The 23,849-nt window shown below is 66.9% G+C and carries 26 protein-coding genes; 17 read left to right on the forward strand and 9 right to left on the reverse strand.

Features of this window, described 5'->3' with window-relative positions; all coding sequences use genetic code 11:
• Positions 1-180 precede the first annotated feature (180 nt).
• The gene (locus tag BVE01S_RS14575; protein WP_066629091.1) at positions 181-3,045 is read left to right on the forward strand and encodes a M16 family metallopeptidase; all 2,865 of its coding nucleotides are present in this window, start codon (positions 181-183) and stop codon (positions 3,043-3,045) included.
• A gap of 332 nt (positions 3,046-3,377) precedes the next feature.
• On the opposite strand, the gene BVE01S_RS14580 is transcribed toward BVE01S_RS14575, so the two are convergent.
• The gene (locus BVE01S_RS14580; RefSeq protein ID WP_066629098.1) at positions 3,378-4,211 is read right to left on the reverse strand and encodes a S1 family peptidase; all 834 of its coding nucleotides are present in this window, start codon (positions 4,209-4,211) and stop codon (positions 3,378-3,380) included.
• Positions 4,212-4,223: 12 nt separating this feature from the next.
• The gene (locus tag BVE01S_RS14585) at positions 4,224-4,664 is read right to left on the reverse strand and encodes a DUF350 domain-containing protein (RefSeq protein WP_017506264.1); all 441 of its coding nucleotides are present in this window, start codon (positions 4,662-4,664) and stop codon (positions 4,224-4,226) included.
• A gap of 142 nt (positions 4,665-4,806) precedes the next feature.
• On the opposite strand from BVE01S_RS14585, the gene BVE01S_RS14590 reads away from it, so the two are divergent.
• Entirely contained in the window at positions 4,807-5,280 is a 474-nt protein-coding gene (locus BVE01S_RS14590) for a hypothetical protein (RefSeq protein WP_105625182.1), read from the forward strand.
• On the opposite strand, the gene rlmN is transcribed toward BVE01S_RS14590, so the two are convergent.
• Together rlmN and BVE01S_RS14600 are read right to left on the reverse strand one after the other, a co-directional pair.
• Positions 5,240-6,412, reverse strand: coding sequence for a dual-specificity RNA methyltransferase RlmN (rlmN, locus tag BVE01S_RS14595; protein ID WP_066629102.1), 1,173 nt, complete (start codon positions 6,410-6,412; stop codon positions 5,240-5,242). The genes BVE01S_RS14590 and rlmN overlap by 41 nt on opposite strands.
• A 79-nt stretch (positions 6,413-6,491) precedes the next feature.
• On the reverse strand, positions 6,492-6,791 hold the full coding sequence (locus tag BVE01S_RS14600) for a DUF6356 family protein (protein ID WP_066629105.1): 300 nt from the start codon (positions 6,789-6,791) through the stop codon (positions 6,492-6,494).
• Between the two features lie 171 nt (positions 6,792-6,962).
• On the opposite strand from BVE01S_RS14600, the gene BVE01S_RS14605 reads away from it, so the two are divergent.
• A complete protein-coding gene (locus BVE01S_RS14605; RefSeq protein WP_205678543.1) occupies positions 6,963-8,294 on the forward strand; it encodes a trypsin-like peptidase domain-containing protein in 1,332 nt (443 codons plus the stop codon).
• Positions 8,295-8,613: 319 nt separating this feature from the next.
• On the forward strand, positions 8,614-8,949 hold the full coding sequence (locus tag BVE01S_RS14610; RefSeq protein ID WP_055807234.1) for a DUF2794 domain-containing protein: 336 nt from the start codon (positions 8,614-8,616) through the stop codon (positions 8,947-8,949).
• 53 nt (positions 8,950-9,002) lie between these two features.
• On the opposite strand, the gene BVE01S_RS14615 is transcribed toward BVE01S_RS14610, so the two are convergent.
• Entirely contained in the window at positions 9,003-9,752 is a 750-nt protein-coding gene (locus BVE01S_RS14615) for a Bax inhibitor-1/YccA family protein (protein WP_066629107.1), read from the reverse strand.
• A gap of 130 nt (positions 9,753-9,882) precedes the next feature.
• On the opposite strand from BVE01S_RS14615, the gene thpR reads away from it, so the two are divergent.
• The 5 genes from thpR (at position 9,883) to mmcB (ending at position 12,751) form a co-directional block, all read left to right on the forward strand.
• The gene (gene thpR, locus BVE01S_RS14620; protein WP_066629109.1) at positions 9,883-10,422 is read left to right on the forward strand and encodes an RNA 2',3'-cyclic phosphodiesterase; all 540 of its coding nucleotides are present in this window, start codon (positions 9,883-9,885) and stop codon (positions 10,420-10,422) included.
• The gene (locus tag BVE01S_RS14625) at positions 10,419-11,000 is read left to right on the forward strand and encodes a GNAT family N-acetyltransferase (RefSeq protein ID WP_088582579.1); all 582 of its coding nucleotides are present in this window, start codon (positions 10,419-10,421) and stop codon (positions 10,998-11,000) included. Before thpR ends, BVE01S_RS14625 begins: the two co-directional genes overlap by 4 nt.
• 58 nt (positions 11,001-11,058) lie before the next feature.
• Positions 11,059-11,583 carry a lipocalin family protein gene (locus BVE01S_RS14630; protein WP_066629112.1) on the forward strand — a complete coding sequence of 175 codons (525 nt, stop codon included), beginning with the start codon at positions 11,059-11,061 and terminating at the stop codon, positions 11,581-11,583.
• Positions 11,584-11,740: 157 nt separating this feature from the next.
• The gene (locus BVE01S_RS14635) at positions 11,741-12,262 is read left to right on the forward strand and encodes a lipocalin family protein (RefSeq protein ID WP_105625222.1); all 522 of its coding nucleotides are present in this window, start codon (positions 11,741-11,743) and stop codon (positions 12,260-12,262) included.
• A gap of 45 nt (positions 12,263-12,307) precedes the next feature.
• Positions 12,308-12,751 (forward strand): DNA repair putative endonuclease MmcB, encoded by a 444-nt coding sequence (gene mmcB, locus BVE01S_RS14640; protein ID WP_066629115.1) that lies wholly within the window; start codon positions 12,308-12,310, stop codon positions 12,749-12,751.
• On the opposite strand, the gene BVE01S_RS14645 is transcribed toward mmcB, so the two are convergent.
• Complete coding sequence (locus tag BVE01S_RS14645; protein WP_066629117.1) at positions 12,748-13,530, reverse strand: C40 family peptidase; 783 nt, start codon at positions 13,528-13,530, stop codon at positions 12,748-12,750. The two genes, mmcB and BVE01S_RS14645, sit on opposite strands and share 4 nt — an antisense overlap.
• Before the next feature lie 184 nt (positions 13,531-13,714).
• On the opposite strand from BVE01S_RS14645, the gene BVE01S_RS14650 reads away from it, so the two are divergent.
• A complete protein-coding gene (locus tag BVE01S_RS14650) occupies positions 13,715-14,194 on the forward strand; it encodes a hypothetical protein (protein ID WP_146112016.1) in 480 nt (159 codons plus the stop codon).
• A gap of 3 nt (positions 14,195-14,197) precedes the next feature.
• On the opposite strand, the gene BVE01S_RS14655 is transcribed toward BVE01S_RS14650, so the two are convergent.
• On the reverse strand, positions 14,198-15,577 hold the full coding sequence (locus BVE01S_RS14655; protein WP_066629121.1) for a leucyl aminopeptidase family protein: 1,380 nt from the start codon (positions 15,575-15,577) through the stop codon (positions 14,198-14,200).
• An 86-nt stretch (positions 15,578-15,663) separates the two neighbouring features.
• Between BVE01S_RS14655 and BVE01S_RS14660 the strand changes: the two genes are divergently transcribed.
• From BVE01S_RS14660 to BVE01S_RS14685, 7 genes are all read left to right on the forward strand, one after another.
• On the forward strand, positions 15,664-16,500 hold the full coding sequence (locus BVE01S_RS14660; protein ID WP_066629124.1) for a tetratricopeptide repeat protein: 837 nt from the start codon (positions 15,664-15,666) through the stop codon (positions 16,498-16,500).
• 42 nt (positions 16,501-16,542) lie between these two features.
• Complete coding sequence (locus tag BVE01S_RS14665) at positions 16,543-17,202, forward strand: HAD-IA family hydrolase (protein ID WP_066629147.1); 660 nt, start codon at positions 16,543-16,545, stop codon at positions 17,200-17,202.
• A gap of 207 nt (positions 17,203-17,409) precedes the next feature.
• Positions 17,410-17,865: an iron-sulfur cluster assembly scaffold protein gene (locus BVE01S_RS14670; protein WP_066629127.1), complete on the forward strand. Its 456-nt coding sequence runs from the start codon at positions 17,410-17,412 to the stop codon at positions 17,863-17,865.
• Positions 17,866-17,943: 78 nt separating this feature from the next.
• The gene (gene yidD, locus BVE01S_RS16610; protein WP_082503497.1) at positions 17,944-18,180 is read left to right on the forward strand and encodes a membrane protein insertion efficiency factor YidD; all 237 of its coding nucleotides are present in this window, start codon (positions 17,944-17,946) and stop codon (positions 18,178-18,180) included.
• Positions 18,177-20,105, forward strand: a complete 1,929-nt coding sequence (thrS, locus tag BVE01S_RS14675; protein WP_066629130.1) for a threonine--tRNA ligase — start codon at positions 18,177-18,179, stop codon at positions 20,103-20,105. The genes yidD and thrS overlap by 4 nt, the downstream gene beginning before the upstream one ends.
• A gap of 97 nt (positions 20,106-20,202) precedes the next feature.
• Positions 20,203-20,703, forward strand: a complete 501-nt coding sequence (locus BVE01S_RS14680) for a YciE/YciF ferroxidase family protein (protein WP_066629148.1) — start codon at positions 20,203-20,205, stop codon at positions 20,701-20,703.
• Between the two features lie 186 nt (positions 20,704-20,889).
• Complete coding sequence (locus BVE01S_RS14685; RefSeq protein ID WP_066629133.1) at positions 20,890-22,194, forward strand: sensor histidine kinase; 1,305 nt, start codon at positions 20,890-20,892, stop codon at positions 22,192-22,194.
• Between the two features lie 133 nt (positions 22,195-22,327).
• On the opposite strand, the gene dapD is transcribed toward BVE01S_RS14685, so the two are convergent.
• Positions 22,328-23,197, reverse strand: a complete 870-nt coding sequence (dapD, locus tag BVE01S_RS14690) for a 2,3,4,5-tetrahydropyridine-2,6-dicarboxylate N-succinyltransferase (RefSeq protein ID WP_066629134.1) — start codon at positions 23,195-23,197, stop codon at positions 22,328-22,330.
• Positions 23,194-23,835, reverse strand: coding sequence for a pyrimidine 5'-nucleotidase (locus BVE01S_RS14695; protein WP_280513218.1), 642 nt, complete (start codon positions 23,833-23,835; stop codon positions 23,194-23,196). Before BVE01S_RS14695 ends, dapD begins: the two co-directional genes overlap by 4 nt.
• Positions 23,836-23,849 lie beyond the last annotated feature (14 nt).

Below are 23,849 nucleotides of genomic sequence, written 5' to 3' on the forward strand. Positions count from 1 at the left end.
GGCACGCATCCTCGGCAGGGGGTCGCCGCTGACATGCGACATTGGGCGAATAGATCGCCGCCGGGGATTTGTCCATGAACGACCTGCGCTCCTTGCGCTTCATTACATCTCGGTAAGGTGCAAGACGCCCAATCGCTGATACGGTCTCGGCGCCCGGCGTTCCGGGCTTCGGAGCCTCTCATGAAATCCCGCCTGATCGCCACAGCTGCCGCCTCGGCCCTCCTTCTCGGCCTCGCCGCCCCCGCCTTCGCAGAGGGCGCCGCGCCCGCCGCAGCCGCCGCTCAATCGACGGGGCAGGCGCCGCAGGGCGTGACCGTGCCGCCGCTGGGCTTCACCAAGCGCGTTCTGGCGAACGGGCTGGAGGTCTATTCGGCGCGTGACGCCGACACTTCGAACGTCACGGTCCAGGTCTGGTACAAGGTCGGCTCCAAGGACGATCCAGCCGGCCGTTCGGGCTTCGCCCACCTGTTCGAACACCTGATGTTCAAGTCGACCACCAACCTGCCGCCCGAAACCTTCGACCGGCTGACCGAGGACGTGGGCGGCTCCAACAACGCCTTCACCGCCGACGACACCACCGCCTATTTCGAGACCGTGCCCGCAAACCATCTGGAGCGGATGCTGTTCGCCGAGGCCGACCGCATGGGTTCGCTGGTCGTGGACGAGCCGACCTTCGTCGCCGAGCGCGACGTGGTGAAGGAGGAATATCGCCAGCGAATCCTCGCCAACCCCTACGGCCGCCTGTTCGGCCTGTTCGTGCCCGAGACCATCTATCAGGACAGCCCCTATCGCCGTCCGGGCATCGGCTCGATCGAGGAGCTGGAGGCCTCGTCCCTGGAGGACGTTCGCCGCTTCCACGCCACCTATTATCGTCCCGATGCCGCCTATCTTATCGTGGCCGGCAACTTCGACCAGGCTCAACTTGACCGCTGGGTGGATCAGTATTTCGGCCCGCTGAAGAATCCGACCACGCCGATCCCGACCAACAATGTCGTCGAGCCCGAGCCGACGGGTCCGCGCAACGTGACCTACTATGCGCCGAACGTGCCGCTGCCGGCCGCCGTCGTCGCCTGGCCGACGGTGAAATACGCTGATGCCGACCGCGCCGCCCTGACCGTTCTGGACGGCATCCTGTCCACTGGCGAATCCAGCCGCCTGTATCGCTCGCTTGTCTATGACAAGCAGATCGCGGCCCAGATCGGTTCGACCCCCGACTTCTCTCAGCAGGCCGGCAATCTGTCCGCCCTGGCCATCATGGCCCAAGGTCACACGGCCGAGGAAGGCATCGCCGCCCTGAACGAGGAGATAGGCAAGCTGCGCGACACGCCTGTCAGCGCCGCTGAACTGGCCGAGGCCAAGAACGAGATCGTCGCCAATACGCTGCGCAGCCGCGAAACGGTCGACGACCGCGCGACGGCCCTGGGCTTCTCGCTGATCAACACCGGCTCGGCCGCCGCCGCCGACGAAGAGGTCGCCCAGATCCAGGCCGTCACCGTCGCCGACATTCAGCGCGTCGCCCGCAAATATCTGACGCCGCAGCGCCAGTCGACGATCACCTTCCTGGCCGCCGACGACCAGAACCCCGCCTCGGTCCAGAAGATGAACGTGGACGCCCCCGTGAAGGTCGCCGACCTGGCCCCCGCCGGCCCGCCCGCCGTCCTCCTGCCCGAGGCGGAGCGCAAGCCCCTGCCCCAGCCGGGCGCCGAGGTCGCACCCGTGACGCCGACCGTCGCCGACTTCCGCCTCGATAACGGCCTGCGCGTCCTGGTCGCCCCGACCGACGGCGTGCCGCTGGTCTCGGCCCGCCTCAGCTTCGACGCCGGTTCGTCGGATGATCCGACGGGCAAGGCCGGCGTCGCCGCCATGACCGCCGCCCTTCTGACCCAGGGCACCAAGACCAAAACCGCGCCCGAAATCGCCACCCAGATCGAACAGTTGGGCGCCAGCGTGGGCGCATCGGCCGGGGTCGATTTCTCGAACGTCTACGCCAACGCGCCGTCGAACGCCTTCCCGGCGACCGTCGCCCTGATGGCGGATCTGGTGAAGAACCCGACCTTCGCCGGCGAAGAGCTTGAACGTCAGCAGGCCCAGACCCTGGACGGCCTGCGCGTCGCCCTCAGCCAGCCGGCGTCCATCGCCGGCATGACGGTCGGCCGCGTCATCTACGGCGACGCCCCCTACGGCGCGACGATCACCCAGCAGACGGTTCCGGCCATCACGGCGGCCGACGTCGCCGCATTCCACGCCGCCCGCTACCGGCCGTCGGACGCGACCCTGGTCTTCTCGGGCGACATTACGCCGGCCGCCGCCCGCGCCCTGGCGCAACAGGCGTTCGGCGACTGGCGCCCGGCCGGCGCGGCCCCGGCCGCTGCGACCAATCCGGCCGGTCAGCCCCTGGCGCCGCGCATCGTCGTGGTGAACCAGCCGGGCGCCGGTCAGGCTGCGGTCGTCGCCGCCGTTCGCGGCGTGTCGCGCACCGATGCGGACTTCTTCCCGCTGACGGTCGGCAACACCCTGTTGGGCGGCGGCTTCTCGTCGCGCCTGAACCAAGAGATCCGCATCAAGCGCGGTCTGTCCTACGGCGCCTCGTCGTCGCTGGGCGCACGGGCGGATGCGGGCCTGTTCACGGCCTCGACCCAGACCAAGAACGAGACCGCCGACGAGGTCGCCGATCTGATCCTGGCCGAGATCGCCAAGCTGGGAACCGAGACCCCGACCCAGGCCGATCTGGCCCCGCGCCGCGCCACCCTGATCGGCGGCTTCGGCCGCTCGCTGGAGACGGTGGACGGCCTGGGCGCCCTGGTCGCCAACCTGGCGCTCTATGATCTGCCGATGAGCGACCTCGCCGACTACGCCGGCCGTGTTCGCGCCGTCACGCCGGAACAGGTCGAGGCCGCCTTCGCCGAACACCTGCCGGTCAACCGCGCCAGCCTGGTCATCGTCGGCGACGGCTCGAAGTTCCTGGACGATCTGCGCGCCAAACACCCCAATCTCGAAGTCATCGAGGCGGGCGACCTGAACCTGAACACCGGCTCGCTGAAGTAAGGCCGGATCGGCAAGCCCCCTTCTTCCCCTGGCGGCGAAGGAGGGGGTCGGCCGCCAGCCGTCCTATTTTCAGGACCGAAGTCGTCTCTTTTCAGGGACTTTCGGGCCGCCGTCGACAATCACCCATACAGGCGTCGAACGGGGATATGATCCATCCCTGATCTTTGACATCGCGATCCCCACGCCGAGTCCTTGACTCTCAAGGTCGGGTCCGACCGGCCTCGACAATTGCACGCGTTCAATTCGAGCGCAGATTTATCTCTGCGATTTCCGCCTCTTGGCGCCGAATTGCACGCCATTGCACCCTTTTCGTCGGGTGCAACTTCCGTCCGCTAGACCGACAGACACACCACCTGGGCCACGCGCAGGTCGCGCCTCAGCCGGTTGGCTACCTGGCCGTAATCCTCGGTCGTGATGGTCTGGCCGCGCGCATCGTCGGCTGGCGTCTGTTCGCCGCGAATGGCCGGCCCGAACGTCTCCGGCGCCGTCGTATAGATCCGGCCCCGCCTCGGCGCCTCGGCGATGGTGACGCCCACGACGCGGCCCTGCGCATCCAGGGCCGGCGCGCCGGACAGGCCCGACAATGTGCCCTCAAGCCCATTGGTGCGTCCGACCTCGGCCCAGGACAGCACCGGCTCGTCGCGCGCGCCGCGCCCGAAGACCTTCAGCGTCTCGCGCCCCAGCAGGCGTGATGTCACCTCGCCGGGACGCCCCTGAGGAAAGCCCGGATGGAAGGCGCGCTGACCCTTGCGCAGCGGCGCCTCGACCGCCACCGGCAGCGCTGCGGGACCGCCGTCGGTGATCAGCAAGGCGACGTCGGCGCGCGGCGCCAGACGGACGTCGGCTGCGACCGCCCGCCCCTCGCCGACCACCAGCGCCGGCTTGCGGCACCCCTCGACAACATGGCGCGCCGTCACCCAGCGCCCTCGTCCTGCGATGGAGAAGGCCGTGCCCGACGACGGCTTGAACGGCGCCTCGCCCGCATCGACGGTTACGGCGGCGTCAAAGGGGGTGATGGGGCCTAGCAGCGCGCCCTCGGCGACATCGGCGCCGGCCTCCGCGACCGGCGGCGCATCGGCGTTCTCGCGTCGCCCCAGGGACACCGCCAGAAACACGGCCGCCACCGCTCCATAGATGGCCCAGTCCGGCAGGCGGGGAAACTGCATCGCTCCGGCCGATCAGCCGGTCAGCGCGGCGGACAGGATGACGGCCGTCGCCAGCTTGGCGCCCAGCAGCACCACCGCCGCCGAAATCTCGCCGTGGCGGATCCGCTCGGGCAGGCCCGTCAGCAGCAGGTCCACGACCCGGAAGGCCAGAAGCTGCAGCACCACGGTCGCCACGCCCCAGATGGCGATGTCACGCACCGAGGTCGACACCGACAGCGATACCGCCAGCGGCACGGCCAACCCCACCAGAATGCCGGCGAAGGCGATGGCGGCGGCGACATTGCCCTGACGGATCAGGGCGACCTCCTTCCACGGCGTCAGCAGCGCATAGACCGTCGCCCCCGCCGCGAGCAGCAGCAGGGTCACGATCAGGTGCATCACCATGACCGGGAAGCCCGAGGCGAAAGCCTGAACCTCGGCGCTGGAAAGGACGTTCGACAAGGAGGGGTCCATGCCCAGACGCCTTGCCCGATTGTCGCCCCAATCCGCAAGCGCGCCGGGGACACACTGCGTGACATTATGTGTCCGAAGGTTGTGGAGAACCATTGCAGGAGTTCAACCCATAACCCATCCATTCATGCGACGGAGGAGCTTCATGACGGCACTGGCGATCCAGCAAACCATCACGCGCGTGGCCACTATCGCCGCTGCAGCCATGCTGGCGGCTTTCGCAGCAAGCTTCGCCTATGTCTTTTTTACGGGTATGGCTGGGACAGTCGTTGGTCTTCGCCAAGGTGTGCTGATGGCGTTCAGCGACGGCCTCGTTGCCGTCGCCATCCTTCTACACCTCTTCCCTATCATCCTTGGAGTCTTCCTCTTGGGAAGCTTCTGTGTCGGCGTACCGACCTACCTGATCCTCAGGCGCGTAGGCCGGGCGGGACCGTTGGCCCTCGCTGCCGCAGGGGCCGTGCTCTCAGGACTAATGGCCGTAATGATCTTTGGAGCCTTGGGACCATTGGCGGTTTTGCCAGCGCCAATGGCTGGCGCTATCGGGGCGCTAATCTTTCGGATCGTCGCAGAACAGATGCCTATGCCGCTTCCGCCCCCGCCGCCTGCTCCGCCTTCCTGAGCGTGCTGGCCCGGACCTTCTCGCTCTCGGACTTAAGCTGGCCGCAGGCGGCCAGGATGTCGCGGCCGCGGGGGGTGCGGATGGGTGACGCGTATCCGGCCTTGTTCAGGATGGCGGCGAAGCGCTCGATCGTCTTCCAGTCCGAGCATTCGTATTCGACGCCGGGCCAGGGGTTGAACGGGATCAGATTGATCTTGGCCGGAATGCCCTCGATCAGCTTCAGCAAGGCGCGCGCCTCTTCGGGGCTGTCGTTGACGCCCTTCAGCATGACGTATTCGAACGTCACACGTCGCGCGTTCGACAGGCCCGGATAGGCCCGGATCGCCGCCATCAGCTGGTCCAGCGGGTACTTCTTGTTCAGTGGCACCAGCACGTCGCGCAGGGCGTCGTTGGTGGCGTGCAGGCTGATGGCCAGCATGGCCGCCGTTCGGTCGCCCAAGGCCTGAAGCTGCGGCACGACGCCCGAGGTCGACACGGTGATCCGGCGGCGCGACAGGGCGATGCCCTCGTTGTCCGAGATGATGTCGATGGCGTCGGCGACGTGATCCAGATTGTAGAGCGGCTCGCCCATCCCCATGAAGACGATGTTGGACAGGCGACGGTCTTCCTTGGGCGACGGCCATTCCTCCAGATCGTCGCGGGCGACCTGGACCTGGGCCACGATCTCGGCGGCGGTCAGGTTGCGCACCAGCTTCTGTGTGCCGGTGTGGCAGAAGGTGCAGTTCAGGGTGCAGCCGACCTGGCTGGACACGCACAGCGCGCCGGCCCGGCCCACGTCGGGAATATAGACGGTCTCGATCTCGATGCCCGGCGCGGTGCGGATGAGCCATTTGCGCGTGCCGTCCTTGGACACCTGGCGTTCGACGACCTCGGGGCGCGCCAGGGTGAAATGCTCGGCCAGCTTGGCCTGCATGTCCTTGGCGACATTGCTCATGGCCGAAAACTCGGTCACTCCATAGTGGTGGATCCAGCTCCACACCTGGCTGGCGCGCATCTTGGCCTTTTCGGGCGGACAGACGTTGGCGTCGATCAGGGCCTGGCGCAGGCCGGCGCGCGTCAGACCGCTGAGGTTGACGGGCGCCTTGACGGCGGGCGCGTTCGAGACGCGCGAAAGATCGAGCGTGATGCTCAAGGTGGCGATCCTGCGTGAGGTTTAGCCGGCCTATATAGCACGGATCCCGGCGATTGCATGGCCGGGCGGACTCGACCGCCTAGAGGCCCACGTCCCAGACGCCGGCGTCGCGCATCCGGGTCTCGCGCGCCTCCTCGGCCCGACCGCCCATGTCCTTGGCCATGCTGCGGATCGCGGTCGAGACGGTGGTCTTGTGCACGCCCGGCACGATCGCGTGGGCGAACGCGGCGCCCGCCAAACCCAAAAGCTTGAAGCCGAAACCCGCCGAAGCGGCCATGTGCTGGAGATAAGTCTCGTCGACCTCGCGCGGGTGGTCGCGGAACAGGCGGTCGAACGGGGTCGAGCCCGAACGGCGGCGGTCGATCGTCGTCTGGCTCATGGCGGCGGCCTTCCCTGCTTCGTCGCCTTATGGTCACGCCGGACGGCCGGCGACGCAACCCCCATCGCGATCTGTTCATTGGACGTGACCGACGCGCGACCCGCTCGCTTCAGACCCATCGTCAGAAACGAAAACTCGGTCTAGGGTCGGCGTTCGATCAAGGAAATGCCCATGCCGATCCGCCTTTCGCCCGCCTCTTCCATGGCCGTCGCCCTGGCCCTGCTGGCCTCAGCGACGCCGGTGCTGGCGCAATCGGGCGCGGCAGGCCTGCCCTATGACGCCCGGCGCGGCGTCTTCAGCTTCTCGTCGGGGCTCGAGGGCTCGCTTCCGGCGGTGGTTCAGGTCACGACCCTGGGCCAGTCGCGTGGTCCAAGTTCGGACGCGGCCGACCCCAAACCCTACGCCTCCGGCTCCGGCGTCATCGTCGATGCGGCCGAGGGGCTGGTGATCACCAATAATCACGTCGTCGAGGGCGGGCGAAAGTTCACCGTCGATCTGACGGACGGCCGCCTGTTCGACGCTGTGCTCGTGGGGGCGGACAAGGCGACCGACATCGCCGTGCTTCGCATCACGCCTGACGGTCGGCCGCTGAACCTCAAACAGGTCCAGACGGTGGATTCCGACACCCTGCGCACCGGCGACCTGGCCTTCGCGGTCGGCTATCCGCTGGGCCTGGACCAGACCCTGACCATGGGCGTCATCTCGGGCCTGAACCGCTCAGGCTTGGGCGATGCGGTCGAGGACTACATCCAGACCGACGCGGCCGTGAACTCGGGCAACTCCGGCGGGCCGTTGCTGGATAGCCGGGGCCGGCTGATCGGCATCAACACCTCGATCCTGTCAGGAGGCCTCGGCGGCGGCAATGACGGCATCGCCTTCGCCGTGCCGACGCGGATCATGCTCTACGTCGCCGACCAACTGAAGAAGAACGGCGAGGTCAAGCGCGGCGCGACCGGGGCCATCTTCGGCTCGCTGAACGCCGAACGCGCGCGCGACCTTCATCTGGGCATCGTGCGTGGGGCCGTCGTCGCCGATGTCGCGCCGGGATCGCCAGCCGAACGCGCGGGCCTGCGCCATAACGACGTGATCACCCGGATCCAGGGCCGCCCCGTCGCCAACGCCGGCTCGGTCAACGCCACCATCGGCATCGCCGCGCCGGGCTCGGATCTCAGCGTCTCCTATCTGCGCGGAGGACGCGAAGCGACCACGTCGCTGGCGGTCGAGACACCCGCTGATCAGCCCGTGATCGTTGGGGCCCAGTCGGTGCTGGCCTATGGGGCGACGCTGCGAGACCAGGACGGCGGCGCCCAGGTCACGGCCGTCGCGGCCGGCTCGCCCGCCGCTCAGGCCGAACTGACGGCCGGCGATGTGATTACCGCCATCGCAGGCGCGCCCGTCGCCGACGCTCGCGCGGCCGCCACCGCCCTGCAGGGCGCCTCGGGATCGGTCGAAGCGACCGTGCTCAGAAACGGAGAGGCCCTGAACCTGACCCTGTCGCTCTAGGCGGGATCAAACGCCGACGTTTCGCTGCTGGCAGGCTCCAGACAGCGAAACGCCCGCCTTGCCAGGGAGGGGGAGGGGAAAGGCAGGGCGGGCGCTCGCTTGGAGGAAGCATCGGCCGCCGGAGCCCGTAAACTGGAAACATCCAGGGGGGCTGGGGGGGCTGTTCAGGATCCGGGACGCTTCCGAACTCCGACGAGCCGATGGTCGATATTTCGTTCCGCATACGGGCGGGCGAAGGACCGAAACGGGGCCATTTCGTGTCTGCGTCGATTTCCTGGCCGCCTCTGGCGTGGGGCCGCCAGCGGCCTAAGTTGAGCCTATGAGCCTGAACCCTCACGACACGACGCCGGCGCCCGGCCCCGTCTTCTTCGACCGCCGCGAACTGGACCCGATCCTCAGGGTCTATGGCCGCATGGTCGCGCAGGGCGAATGGCGCGACTACGCCATGGTCGGGCATAAGGACTTCGCCGAGTTCGCCGTCTTTCGCCGCAGCGGCGACGCCCCGCTCTACCGCATTGAAAAGCGACCTGCCCTCCAGACCCGCCAGGGCCAGTGGGCCGTCATCGGCGAAGGCGGCCAGATCCTGAAACGCGGCCGCGATCTGGCCCAGGTGCTGCGCGTCTTCGACGGCCGAAAGTTCCAAGTGGTGGAGTAAAAACAAAAAGGGCCCCGCGAGGGGCCCTTTCCGTATCCGTCTTTCGACAGACCCTAGTTCCGGTTGCCGCCCATGAAGGCCAGCAGGAATTGGAACAGGTTCACGAAGTTGATGAACAGGCTCAGAGCGCCGAAGCCGGTCGCTACGCCCATCGCGTTCTGGTCGCCGCCCAAGGCGTAGTAGGTCATCTTCAAACGCTGGGTGTCGTAGGCGATCAGGCCCGAGAAGATCAGCACGCCCAGGCCCGAGATGATCAGATAGAAGGTCCCGGACTGCAGGAACATGTTCACGATCGAGGCGATGATCAGGCCGATCACGCCCATGATCAGGAAGGTGCCCATGCCGGTCAGGTCCTTCTTGGTGGTGTAGCCCACCAGGCTCAGACCGCCGAAGGCCGCCGCCGTCACCAGGAAGGTGGTGGCCAACGAACCGCCCGTATAGCGCAGGAACAGAATGCCCAGGCCCGCGCCGATCGTGGCGACCACGGCCCAGTAGAGCATGTTCACGCCGCTGGCCGTCGGGTTCTTCATGAAGAACATCGAGCCGAACAGCATCACCAGCGGCGAAAACTGGACGATCATGCCCAGGATCGTCAGGCCGATCCGGCCGTCCGCAGTCTGGACGAACAGCAGCTGCTGCACCGCCGGCACATTGCCGGTGACATAGGCCAAGGCGCCGGCGACCACGAGGCCCAGAGCCAGCTTGTTGTAGACGCCCAGCATAAAGCTGCGCAGGCCGGCGTCGACCGACATGTCGGCCGTCTGCGGCAGAGGACGGGCGTAACCGTTGTTGAAATCGCTCATGGCGACGAACTTTCTCCGATTGGCCGGAGAGGCTTCTCCGGTCGCAGGCTTTGAATATCGTGAGCCGAGGCCCGCGCTGCAAGGAAAACCGGACTTGGAGGCTTGTGTTCCGGCCGCTACTTTCGGTCGCATGCTTCGTCTGTTCACCGCCCTGACCCTGCCGCCCGACGTCGCAGAGACGCTGAAACGACGGCAATCGGGCCTGCCCGGCGCACGGTGGCGGCCGCTGGACGCCCTGCACGTCACGCTCGCCTTCTATGGCGAGATCGATGAACGCCGCGCCGACGATTTGGCGTCGGAGCTGACGCGCGTGACGGGCGGCCCGTTCGAGATCGCGCTGAAGGGCGTCGGCTGTTTCGGCGACGACCACCGCAGCCATACGCTGTGGGCCGGGGTCGAAACGCCCAATGAGCGCCTGTCGGTTCTCGCCGGCCGCTGTAAGGCCGCCGGAGAACGCGCCGGGATCGGCATGGAGGCGCGCACCTACAAGCCGCATGTGACTCTGGCCTATCTGAAGACCCAAACCAATCCCGACCGGCTCGGCGCCTGGGTGTCGGGGCATAATCTGCTGCATTCGCCGCCGATCCGCATTGATCGCTTCGGCCTGTATTCCAGCGTCCTGACCGACAGCGGCAGCCATTACGAACTGGAGCGGGAGTATCTGCTGTGAGCACCGCCTACGCCCTGCCGCCCCATGTCGCTCTGGGGCCGACCCTGGAGACCGAGCGGCTGATCCTGCGTCCGCCGGCGGTTGAGGACTTTCCCCGCTGGGCTGAGTTCATGGCCGATCCCGAGACCGCCCGCTTCATCGGCGGGGTCCAGCCCGCGCCCCAGGTCTGGCGCCTGATCTGCACCGTCGCGGGCATGTGGGCCCTGACCGGAGAGGGGATGTTCTCCATCCTGGAAAAGGAGACCGGCCAGTGGATCGGCCGCATCGGGCCGCTGCACCCCTATGGCTGGCCCGGCCGCGAGGTGGGCTGGAGCCTGCATCGCGACGCCACCGGCAAGGGTTATGCCGTCGAAGCGGCCGCAGCCACGATGGACTACGCCTTCGAGGTGCTGGGCTGGGAAGACGTGATCCACTGCATCGCGCCCGAGAACCTGCCCTCGGCGGCGGTCGCGACACGGCTGGGATCACGCAATCGCGGGCCGGGCGCCCTGCCCGAACCGCTCCAGGACATCGCCATCGATCTGTGGGGCCAGACGCGCGACGAATGGGCGATCAATCGGACGCGCCTGAATCGCTGACCGACAACCGAACGCGTCGGCGCATCGTATCCCTTCCAAACCGAACGAGGATACGCCCATGTTCCGCGCCAGCCTGATCGCCGCCTCCGCCGCCCTCGCCGTCCTACCGGCGACGGCATTCGCCCAGGCGTCGAACGTCGATCTAAACCGCTTCGACGGCCGGTGGTTCGAGATCGAGCGCAATCACAACAACGTCCAGAAGGACTGCAGCCGGGCACAGATCGATTTTACGCCGCAGGGCGCCGCCGACCGCTACGCCATCACCGTCACATGCGTCCGGCGCGCCGATGGCAAGGTCGAGACGCTGCGCGCCAACGCCCGCGTCACCGACACCACGACCAATGCGAAGTTCCGGTTCAGCCTGACTGGCCTGCTCAGCTTCGGCGGTCTGGCGGGCCAGAACTACTGGGTCTACGATCATGCCCCGGACTACAGCTGGGCCATCATGGGTCTGCCGGACAAGTCGAACTGGTGGATCTGGCACCGCAACCAAAATGCGCCGCAGGCTGAGCGCGACCGCATTCTGAGCCGCGTCCGAGCCTTGGGCTTCAGCACCGGCCGCCTGATCCACACCGGCCTCTAAGGCGCCGCTTGCGATGAGAGCAATCTGCCGCAGCGCTCAAGACCTCACACGATCCATCCGCAGACAGGTGTTGCGTGTGTACTGAGCGCATAATTGTTGGCGACAACCACCAGTATGTACGCTAGGCTACTCCCTCAAACTGAACGAGGATATGTCGATGATACGCGCCAGCCTGATCGCCGCCTCCGCGGTCCTGTCACTCATTCCCGCCACCGCGTTCGCTCAGTCGCAAAGCGTCGATCTAGGTCGGTTCGACGGGCGTTGGTTCGAGATCGAACGCAGCCAGAACGACGTCCAGAAGGACTGCAGTCGCAAACAGATCGACTTCAACCCGAGCTTTGGCGACGATCGATATTCTATGGCCGTCAGATGCACCAGAAGCGACGACGGCGGTGTTGAAACGCTACGCAGGAACGCCCGCGTCACCAACACGTCCACCAACGCCAAGTTCACGTTCAGCCGGAATGGCATCAGCGTAGGCCGTTTGGCGGGCGACAGCTATCGGGTCTGGGATCACGCGCCGGACTACAGCTGGGCTATCATGGGTCTTCCTGACAAGTCGAATTGGTGGGTCTGGCATCGCGATCAGAATGCATCTCAGGCCGAACGCGACCAAATTCTAGCTCACGTTCGTGCCCTAGGCTTCAGCACAAGCGATTTGGTCCGAACCGGCCTCTAAGGCGCCGCTTGCGATAGGAACGTAGGCGGAACATAAACTGTCGGCATGTCCGCCATCGCCCATCTCGAACTCGTCTTCAGCCGTCCCGAGACCACCCTTTCGGTCACGCGCGGCGCGGCGCGGCTGATGATGGACATGGGCTATGCACCGCTCCTGGAAGTCTGCCTGCCCAACGGTCGCCGCGCCGATGTCATGGCGATCGGGCGCAAGGGCGACATCGTCATCTGCGAGGTGAAGTCGGGCGTCGAGGACTATCGCGTCGACCGCAAATGGCATGAATACGGACCGTTCTGCGACGCCTTCTTCTTCGCCGTTGCGCCCGAGTTTCCGCAGGACATCCTGCCCGACGAACCGGGCCTGATCGTCGCAGACGGTTTCGGCGGGGCGGTCGTGCGAGACGCGCCGGTGATCGGCTTGGCGCCCGCCCGCCGAAAGGCGCTGACGCTGGCCTTCGCCCGGCTGGGCGCGATGCGGACCTTGCGGGACTAGAGCCGACGGAAGACGGCGGTCGCGAAACCCTCGGCGACCAGACGCGCCTCGACCTCGGCCAGGGTCTCGATCACCACGCCTTTGCCGCCCGTCGCGTGAATGATGCGTTCGCCATCCAGCATCAGCGCCGAATGGCCCGTCCAGTCCTGATCGTCGTTCGGCGCCAGCCAGACGACGATGTCGCCGCGCTGGAGGTCCGATGAAGACGCCGCTCGACCCATCTGGGCCTGCGCGTCCGACCGGCGGGGACCGGGCAGGCCGCATGCCAGCAGGGCCTGCTGCACCAGGCCGGAACAGTCGGTGGAGATCGAAGACCGCGCGCCAAGTTCATGCGGCCGCCCGAGCAACCGCTCGGCCACCGCGACCAGATCCGCCTCGAATGCGCCGATCGGCTTCAGATCAGCCTCCGCCACATCCGTCGCCTCGATCACCAGAGCGTTCAGCGGCAGGACGGCATCCACGCCGGCGATCCAATGGGTCGCCAACGGCGCGCCGGCCGACAGACTGTCCAGGACGACCCAGCCGACGACGCCGTCTCGACGCGCCCGGCCCCAAGCGCGGCCGTTCGACCGATCCAGAACGTCGAAAATCTCGCCATGCAGCAGCTGGTCGATCCGACCGTCAACGTCGGACAGGATGTCGGCCACGGCGACACGACAATGCATGGCCTCGGTCGCCCGATAGGCGTCTGCGCGCACCAGCCCTTCCAGCGCCTGTTCGGCGAGGTCAGGGCGAACGAGGCGGTCGCCGGGCGGAAGAAGGTCGAGGACGTCGGTCAACGTGAACTCGCATTGCTGAACCCACAGCTTTATCCCCCGATGGCTTAGGGGCCGTTAACGCGAGACGCTTTTGCGAAAGAAAATCAACAGAACCGTGTTCTCGAAATCACCAAGCCGCCTTGAAGCGTCGCTTGGTCACGCCATGTCACAGAGGGAACGTCATGTCGACGCGTTGGAGGTTCTGGTGCTTTTGTGGCTGTTCTTGCTGATCGTGCTAGTCCTGACGATTGCTGACCAGGGACCTGTCGGGATCGCTCTGAGACGATGGCTCGTGGAAGCGCCGGCGCGCCATCTCTCGCGTCTGACCGCAGGACAGACGGCGGGCCTTTGTCTGGTCTTGACGCTGGGCGTCGCCGCAATTGTTCTGTTCGAGGCGGATGGCGCCCGAATGTTCGCTTTGGCGGCGCCAGACATGATGGCCTGGGCGCTGATGTTCGACGTGACCGTGATCTTCGATCTGGTCGTACTAGCCATCAGTCTGCGCGCTGTCGCCGGGTGGCGTGGCCTGATGCGGCAGCGGGAATTGGCGACCCGCGTTGTCAGCACCGTGTTGGGTCGCATCAGACGCCGCGCACGGTCGCGGGGCGGACGCCTCGGAAAGCCCAGGCCGCCGCGATCCCCGTCCGACGACGCCGAGCCGGAGCCGGGGTTCGCCTTCGCCTGATCGTCAGTCGACGTAGCGCGCCCTGAGCATTGCGTAGCACGCCCTTAGCGCTTGGGCCTCACCGCCTTCCGGATAGCCGGGGCGGGCGCGGGGGTTCCAGGCGAAGATGTCCATGTGCGCCCAGGCCCCCGTGGTCGGGGCGAACTTTTGCAGGAATAGGGCCGCCGTCACCGATCCGGCCTGGGCCCACCCGGCCGGGTCGTTTCGCAGGTCTGCGATCTCGGCGTCCAGCGCGCCGCGATAGCCGGGCCACAGCGGCATCCGCCACAGGGGATCGCGCACCTGACCCGCCGCCGCCAGCAGCCCGGCGGCCAGGGCTTCGTCGTCTGTATAAAGAGGCGGCAGCTCCGGACCCAGGGCGATCCGCGCGGCGCCGGTCAGGGTGGCGAAGTCCAGCGTCAGGTCGGGTTGGTGCTCGCCCGCCCGTGTCAGGGCGTCGGCCAGGATCAGCCGGCCTTCCGCGTCAGTATTGCCGATCTCGATGGTCAGACCCTTGCGGCTGTTCAGGATGTCGCCGGGCCGGAAGGCGTCGGCGGACACGGCGTTCTCGACCGCCGCGACGATGACCACCAATCGCACGGGCAGGTCGGCCTGCATCACCAGACGCCCCAGGGCCAGGGCATGGGCCGCGCCGCCCATATCCTTCTTCATATTGCGCATGCCGGCGGCGGGCTTCAAGTCCAGACCGCCGGTGTCGAACACCACCCCCTTGCCGACCAGGGCGATCAGCGGCAGGTCGGTTCGGTCCAGCTTCCAGCCGATCTCGATCAGGCGCGGCGCCCGGTGCGGGGCGGCGGCGCGCCCCACCGCGTGGACGGCCGGATAGTTGTCTTCCAGCAGGGCGTCGCCGGTCGTGACGGTGATCTCGGCGCCGGCGCTCTCTGCGATCTCGCGAGCGATGGTCTCGATCTGCAAAGGCCCCATGTCGGCGGCGGGCGTATCGACCATTTCGCGGGCCAGGGCGCAGGCGGCGGCGATGCGCGAGATTTCGGCGACATCCACCCCGTCCAGCGCGACCAGCCGCACGGGCGTCCGGTCCGGCCGGGCCTTGTAGCGGTCGAAGACGTAGGCCCCCAACAGGAAGGCCAGGGTCGCCAGTTCCGCGTCCTGCGCGGCGACCTCAAGCCGATACAGACCGCCCGGCAGTCGCGCCGACAGCCCCCGCACGCTCATCGGATCGAAGGTCGCGCCCGCGCCCACGACCACCTGGCCGATCTCGCCGTCCGCGTCCGGCACGACCAACAGCTGGCCTGGCTTGCCTTCGAACCCATGTCGATCGCCCCAGCGCCGGGCCGCATCGTCCAGCACACCGCCCGCCTGAACGAAGCGGATCGGGATGGCGCCGTCTTGAGCGGAAACCAGCAGAGGATGCGAGACGGACATGAGGCCCTCGAAACGAAGTTAACCATCGGTTGACGCGAACCGGCGATTCTAGGGGCGAGACCTCTAGGACCGTCTGGACCTGACCCATGTCGCGCATGCCCGCCCTTCTCGCAACCGTCGCCCTGATCGCCCTGTCCGGCACGCCGGCGCTGGCGGCCGATCCGACGGCGGCGACCGCGGCCCAGGCTCGCGCGCCGTCGTCCGCTGCGGTGCGGGCCACCTATGACCGGATGGACGCCCTGTCGCGCTCGGTCTTCTGGGCCTCGGAGCAGCAGGCCGATCCGACCGACGCCGTGGCGGGCGTGAAACTGGCCCAGGCCCTGCGAGAGCTGGGCCGCTACGATCAGGCGGCCGAGGCCGCCCAGGCGACCCTGACGCTCCAGCCCAATAATCTGGACGCCCTGCTGGAGCTGGGCCGCGCCCACATCGCGCGCGGCCAGGCCTTTTATGGCGTGGCGCCGCTGGAGCAGGCGCGCGACTTGGCGCCGCGCGATTGGCGACCCTACTCCCTTCTGGGCGTGGCCTATGAACAGGTGCGTCGCACCGACGACGCTCGCGCCGCCTGGAACCAGGCCCTGGCCCTGTCGCCCGACAACCCCGATGTCCTGACTAACGCCGCCACGGCCGCCCTGACGCACGGCGATGCGCCGGGCGCCGAGACCCTGCTGCGTCGCGCCGTGGCCCAGCCGACCGCCTCGGCCAAGGTGCGCCAGAACCTGGCCATGGTGCTGGGCCTTCAGGGCAAGATGGGCGAGGCCGAACAGATCCTGCGCCGCGAACTGCCGCCCGAGCAGGCCGAGCAGAACCTGCAATGGCTGCGTTCGCGCAGCACAGGCGGCGCGGCGACGTCCGGCGGCGGCGCGGCGAGTCCGTCGCCCGCGACCGACACCGCCCGCACCTGGAATTCGCTGCAAGGCGGCTGATCCGCCCGTTGCGGTCTGACCGCCCGCATGGTGGATGAGGCCATGACCGCCCTCCCCGCGTCCCGCGCCTATCAGGCCTTCCTGTTCGACATGGACGGCACCCTGATCACCTCAACCCTGGCCGCCGAGCGCGTCTGGACCCGCTGGGCCGAGCGCCACGGGCTGGATGCGGCCGCCTTCATCCCCACGATCCACGGCGTGCGCGCGATCGACACCATTCGTCGCCAGAACCTGCCCGATATCAACCTGGACGCCGAGGTCGCCTGGGTCGAACGCGGCGAGATCGAGGACGTGGACGGCGTCGCCCCCATCCCCGGCGCCGTCGACTTCGTCAAACGCCTGCCGCCCGACCGCTGGGCCGTGGTCACCTCCGCCTCGGTCCCCCTGGCGCGCGCCCGTCTTGAGGCCGCAGGCGTCACCCCGCCCGCCGTGATGATCACCGCCGAGGACGTCGAACGCGGCAAGCCCGACCCCGCCGGCTATCTGAAGGCCGCCGCGACGCTGGGCTTCGACATCGGCGACTGCCTGGTGTTCGAGGACGCCGAGGCCGGCATCAAGGCGGGCGAAGCGGCCGGCGCCGATGTGCTGGTCGTCACCGCCGCCTGGACCCATCCGTTGGAGACGGATCATCCCACTCTGGCGGACTACGACGACGTCAGGCTGGAGATCGGGCCGGACGGGTCGCTCTCATTGAAGGTCTAGCATCGCAATTCTCCCTCCCCGCTTCGGGGAGGGTCGTCGCGCAGCGATGGGGTGGGGGCGGCCCGGCAGGGACGCACGTGCGTGATACAGGACAATCCTGTGGGACGTCGCTGTGCCCTCCCCACCCGACCTCGCTCTGCTCGGCCACCCTCCCCGGACGGGGAGGGAGAGGTTTCGCGCGGCGTTCGAACATCCTATCTTCGCCCCATGATCGACGACCTCTACACCGCGCGCATCCTGTCGCTGGCGGCGAACCTGCCGCATGCGGGGCGTCTGCCAACTCCTCAGGGCACCGGGGAACGGGTGGCGAAACTGTGCGGGTCGCGCGCGACGGTCGATGTGACGCTGGACGACGAAGGCCGCATCGCCGACTTCGCCCAGGACGTCAAAGCCTGCGCCCTCGGCCAGGCCGCCGCCGGGGTGCTGGGTCAGTCTGTGATGGGCGCTTCAGTCGATGATCTCAAAGACGCCCGCGACGCCATGACCGCCATGCTGAAATCCGGCGGCGACGGCCCCCTCGGCCGGTTTGAGGAGCTGCGCCTGCTGAAACAGGTCGCCGACTACCCCGCCCGCCACGCCTCTACCCTGGTCTCGCTGGAGGCGACGCTGGAGGCGGTGAACAAGGCCCTCGCCGCCCGAACTCGTCTCGCCGGCGCGGCCTGACGGGCACGACCGGTTGATCCCCCTGCTGCAACAGGGGATAAGCGCGGCGAACCTCTCAAGCCCCCGGCGAAGGGACATATGTCTCTCTATGAACGCGGCGTGCGCGCGGCCCATCGGGGCTACAAGCTGACGCTGTCCCCCCTGATCGGCCAGCAGTGCCGGTTCCTGCCGACCTGTTCGGATTACGGGCGCGACGCCCTGATCCAGCACGGACCGGTAAAGGGGGGATGGCTCACCGTGCGCAGGCTCTGTAAATGCCATCCCTTCGGCGGGTCGGGATACGACCCGGTTCCGCCAGTAAAGACGAAGCCATGATCGACTTGAAATTCCCCGATGGCGCGGTGCGCCAATACCCGGCCGGCTCCACGGCGCGCGATGTCGCGACCTCCATCTCGCCGTCGCTGGCCAAGAAGGCCGTGCTGGCCGAACTGAACGGCGAACAACGCGACATGGGCCGGGTGCTGGAGATGGGCGGCGACTTCCGCCTGATCATGCGCGACGACCCCGCCGCCCTCTATACGATCCGCCACGACACCGCCCACGTCCTGGCTGAGGCGGTTCAGACCCTGTTCCCTGGCACCCAGGTCACGATCGGCCCGGCGATCGAGGACGGCTTCTACTACGACTTCTACCGGGAAGAACCCTTCTCGACCGACGACTTCGCCGCCATCGAAAAAGAGATGGGCCGGATCGTGGATCGCGACGCCAAGTTCGAGCGCGAGGTCTGGGAGCGGGACGAGGCCATCCAATTCTTCGAGGCGCGCGGCGAGAAGTTCAAGGCCGAGCTGATCCGCGACCTGCCGGGGACCGAGACCATCACTCTGTACAAACAGGGCGACTGGATCGACCTGTGCCGGGGCCCGCACTTCCCCTCGACGCGCCACGTCGGCAAGGCGTTCAAACTGACCAAGCTGGCCGGCGCCTATTGGCGAGGCGACTCCAAGCGCGAGCAGCTGCAACGCATCTACGGCACCGCCTGGGCCACCAAGGAAGATCTGGACGCCCATCTGCAGCGTCTGGAAGAGGCCGAGAAGCGCGACCACCGCAAGGTCGGCAAGGCCATGGAGCTCTTCCATATGCAGGAAGAGGGCCGGGGCATGGTCTTCTGGCACCCGAAGGGTTGGGTCCTGTGGCGCGTGCTGGAGGCCTATATGCGCCGCCGCCTGGACGCTGCGGGCTATGTCGAGGTCAAGACGCCCCAGGTGCTGGACCGCAAATTCTGGGAGCAGAGCGGCCACTGGGATAAGTACCGTCCGAACATGTTCGTCTGCGAGACGGTCGAGGGCGAAGAGTTGTCCCTCAAGCCGATGAACTGCCCCGGCCACGTCCAAATCTTCGACCAGGGCCAGCGGTCCTATCGCGAACTGCCGCTGCGTATGGCCGAGTTCGGCGCCTGCCACCGCTATGAGCCGTCGGGATCGCTGCACGGCCTGATGCGCGTGCGCGGCTTCACCCAGGACGACGCCCACATCTTCTGCCGCCAAGACCAGATCGTCGAGGAGACGGCCGAGTTCATCAAACTGGCCCGCAGCGTCCACGCCGACCTGGGCATGGAGACGGCCTACATCAGCCTGGGCACCCGCCCCGAGAACCGCGCCGGCACGGACGAGTTCTGGGACAAGGCCGAAACCCTAATGGCCGAGGCCGCCCGCGCCGCCGGAACCGAGCCGGTCGTCACCGAAGGCGACGGCGCCTTCTATGCGCCCAAGTTGGACTTCATCGTCAAGGACGCCATCGGCCGCGAGTGGACCTGCGGCACGATCCAGCTGGACTACGTCCTGCCCGAACGCCTGAACGCCACCTACATCGCCGAGGACGGCCAGAAGCACCGCCCGGTCATGCTGCACCGGGCGATCCTGGGCTCGTTCGAGCGCTTTATCGGCATCATGATCGAGAACTACGCCGGCGCCTTCCCGCTGTGGCTGGCCCCGACCCAGGCTGTGGTGGCCACCATCACCTCGGACGCCGACGATTACGCCCGCGATGTGATGGCCAAGTTCAAGGCCGCCGGCCTGCGCACCGAGATCGACCTGCGCAACGAAAAGGTCGGCTACAAGGTGCGCGAACACTCGGTCGGCAAGGTCCCGGTCATCGCCGTGGTTGGCAGGAAGGAAGCGGAGGACGGCATGGTCGCCATCCGCCGCCTCGGCTCTCAGGCCCAGACGTTGGTCACGGTCGAGGAGGCCATCCGCATCTTGACCGACGAAGCGACCCCGCCGGATCTCAAGCGCGCCGGTTGATCCGCTCCGCGCGAATTCGCGCATAGGAACACTAACGGGATGGATCGCTTGTGATGGGGCGCGCGCCTGCGCTCCATCACAGATGCGAGACCTCACCATGGCCGACAAGACCCTGGACACCCTGTTCCACGACACGCTCAAAGACATCTATTACGCTGAGCGCAAAATCCTGAAGTCCCTGCCCAAGATGGCCCGTGCGGCTCAGTCGCCAGAGCTGAAGGCCGCCTTCGAGAAGCATAAGGGTCAGACCGAAGGCCAGATTGAACGCCTGCAACAGGTCTTCGAGCTGATCGGCAAGCCCGCGCGTGGCAAGACCTGCGACGCCATTGAGGGCATCCTGGCCGAAGGCGACGAGATCATGGAAGAATACAAGGACACTGCAGCTTTGGACGCCGGCCTGCTGGCCGCCGCCCAAGCGGTCGAACACTATGAGATCACCCGCTACGGCACGCTGAAACGCTGGGCGCTGGTGTTGGGTTTGAAGGACGCCGCCGCCCTTCTGGACGAGACGCTTCAGGAAGAAGCCCAGACGGACGAAGACCTGACCGGCATCGCCGACGCGGCTGTCAATTCGGACGCCATGAAGACGGCCGCTTGATACAGAGATGGGAGGCGGCTGATGACCGCTTCCTGCCTTTTCGCTCATTCCGCGCTATGTCCGGCGCCGGACACTTCACGCATAAAGCTTAGCGTTCATAGTCTCTTAGTCGGATTTGGGCGACGATACGTGATCGAACCCCGAGATCCGACGATGACGAACCATACGCCAGGCCAAGATCGCTCATTGCTGCAGCATCTGATTGCCAACGGTCATATGCGGTATCTGATCATCGCCAGTTGGGCGGTCGCTTTGTTTACCGTCACCGATTGGGCGACAGCAGTGTTGTGGTTTGCAGCCGCGACCGCGTCAGGTCTGCTTCGGACGTTCGCCGAACGTGTGCTGGTATTGCGGGATCAGGGGCTTCACAGCCGGATCAAGCTGATGGCCGCCACCATTTCCTGCATCGCCTGGTCAGCAGCGCCGCTGCTCGCCTTCCTCTACGGCGGCGCCTATGGCGTGCCGCTGGGCGTCGCCCTTCTCATGGCCGGCTATGTGCTGGTATTCACCCAGATGCGCGCCGCGCCCCGTGAGGCTCTGATCGTGTCGGCGCCCTATTCGGTGGTCGTGGTGCTGCTGTTGGCGAAACTGTGGGGCACGCCCGGCTTTTGGGTGGTGCTCAGCATGATCCCGGTTCTGGCGCTGGCCTTGTTGATCAAGGTGGCCATCACCCAGATGAAGGACAGCGATCTGGAAGCCGTCAACCGCCGCCAGGCCGAACTGATCGCCGAGTTGGAAACCGCCCGTGACACGGCCAACGCCGCCAGCGCCGCCAAATCCAACTTCCTGGGCGTCATCTCGCATGAGCTTCGCACGCCGATGAATGGGGTTCTGGGGGCCGCGCAACTGTTGCAGATGTCCGAGCTCAGCGACCGCCAGAAAGAATTCGTCGGGGTCATCCGCGACTCCGGCGAAGGGCTCATGGTGCTGCTGAACGACATCCTCGACATCACCAAGATCGAGTCCGGCAAGATGGAACTGGACTTCGTCGATGTCGAAGCCGAGACCCTCGCCGCCCGCCTGACAGGCCCGTTCAAGGCCCAGGCCGAAGCGCGCGGCCTGACCTTCACGACCGACATCCGGGGCCCGCTGCCGCCGCTTCTCAGAATGGACCCGCTGCGCCTGGCGCAGGTGACGCATAACCTGCTGGCCAACGCCATCAAGTTCACGCCCCAGGGCGAGGTTCGCCTGATTATCGACAGCGAGCCGGCAAGCGACGGCCGCACGACCTTGCGACTTGGTGTCGTCGATTCCGGCATCGGTATCGCCGCCGACGATCTGACGCGCCTGTTCCAGCCCTTCTCTCAGGTGGACGGGTCCTCTACCCGCAAGTTCGGCGGCACCGGTCTGGGCCTCAGCATTTGTCAGCGTCTGGCCGCCCTGATGGACGGCGAGATCACGGTGACGTCGACCCCCGGCAAGGGATCGACCTTCACCCTGCACGCGACTTTCGACACGCCTCAGATCGAGGCAGTTCGCGTCGCCGCCTGACTAGAGCCTGATCCGCTTGAGTTGAAGCCTTCGCGCTTCGACAAGGCGGTGAATCAGGCTCGAGATTCAACCTGGACCTTGATTCACGGCCTCAGCGGGATCGCGAAGCGATCCCTCCTCAGCCGATCAAGGTCTAGTCGCGCAGCAGTTCGTTGACGCCGGTCTTGGCCCGCGTCTGCGCGTCCACACGCTTGACGATGACGGCGCAGTACAACGACGGCCCGCCATTGGGATCCGGCAGCGACCCCGGCACGACCACCGAATAGGCCGGCACCTCGCCTCGGAACACTTCGCCGGTCGCCCGGTCCACGATCTTGGTCGAGCCTGACAGATAGACGCCCATGGCCAGGACCGCGCCCTCGCGCACGATCACGCCCTCGGCGACCTCGGCGCGGGCGCCGATGAAGCAGCCGTCCTCGATGATGGTCGGATTGGCCTGCAGCGGCTCCAGCACGCCGCCGATGCCCGCGCCGCCCGACAGGTGCACATTCTTGCCGATCTGAGCGCAGGAGCCGACCGTGGCCCAGGCATCGACCATCGAGCCCTCATCGACGAAGGCGCCGATGTTCACGAACGACGGCATCAGCACCACGTTCTTGGCGATATGCGCGCCGTGACGGACGATGGCGCCGGGCACCGAGCGGAAGCCGGCCGACTGATAATCCGACGCGGTCCAGTCGCCGAACTTGTTGGGCACCTTGTCCCAGAAGGGACCAACGGCGACGGGATGATCCACCGACAGCGGCATGACGGACGGGGCGCCCGCCCGCATGATCTGGTTGTCGTTCAGACGGAAGGACAGCAGCACCGCTTTCTTCAGCCACTGATGCGTGGTCCAGACGCCATCCGCGCCGCGCGAGGCGACGCGCGCCTGCCCGGAATCCAGCAGGGCCAGGGCGGTTTCAACGGCGTCGCGCACCTCGCCATGCGTGGCGGCAGACACCTCGGCGCGCTGTTCCCAGGCGGCCTCGACGACGGATTCGAGATGCGACAGATCGGTCATGCGGCGTCCTTGAAGCTCAGATTAGAAAGGAAGTCGAAAAGGTCCGGGGCCACATGGTCGATATGCGGCCCGATCGGCTTGCCATGGCCGTCGCCGATCAGGACCGTCGCCATGCCCAGCGCCTTGGCCGGCTCAAGGTTCTTGGGCGTGTCCTCGAAGAAGGCGGATCGGTGCGGATCGATGCCGAACTGCTCCAGCATCCGGCGGAAGGTCGCGGGATTGGGCTTGGGCGTCAGATCCCCATCCTCGATGGCGAAGACGCCTTCGAAACAGTCGGCGACGCCGATCCGCTCCAGAACACGATGGGCGTATTCACGCGCGCCGTTGGTGAAGACATAGCAACGACCGGGCAGAGCCTTCAGCCGCTCGGCCAGACGCGGATTGGGCTCGACACCGTCCAGCGGCACGTCGTGCACCTCGCGCAGGAACCGTTCGGTATCGACCGCATAGTTGGCCATCAGTCCGGCAAGGGTCGTGCCGTGCTCGTCCAGAAACTGGCGCTGCATCGCGGCTCCGGCCTCGGGCTCCAGCCCGACGGCCTCGACCACGAAGGCGTTGATGCGCGCCTGGACCAGCCGCATCAGACCCTGCTCACGCGGATACAGGGTGTCGTCCATGTCGAACACCCAGGCGCGCACATGCCCAAGGGATG

Origin of the sequence: Brevundimonas vesicularis NBRC 12165 (assembly GCF_001592205.1) — a bacterium.
In the GTDB taxonomy this organism is placed as follows: Bacteria; Pseudomonadota; Alphaproteobacteria; order Caulobacterales; family Caulobacteraceae; genus Brevundimonas; species Brevundimonas vesicularis.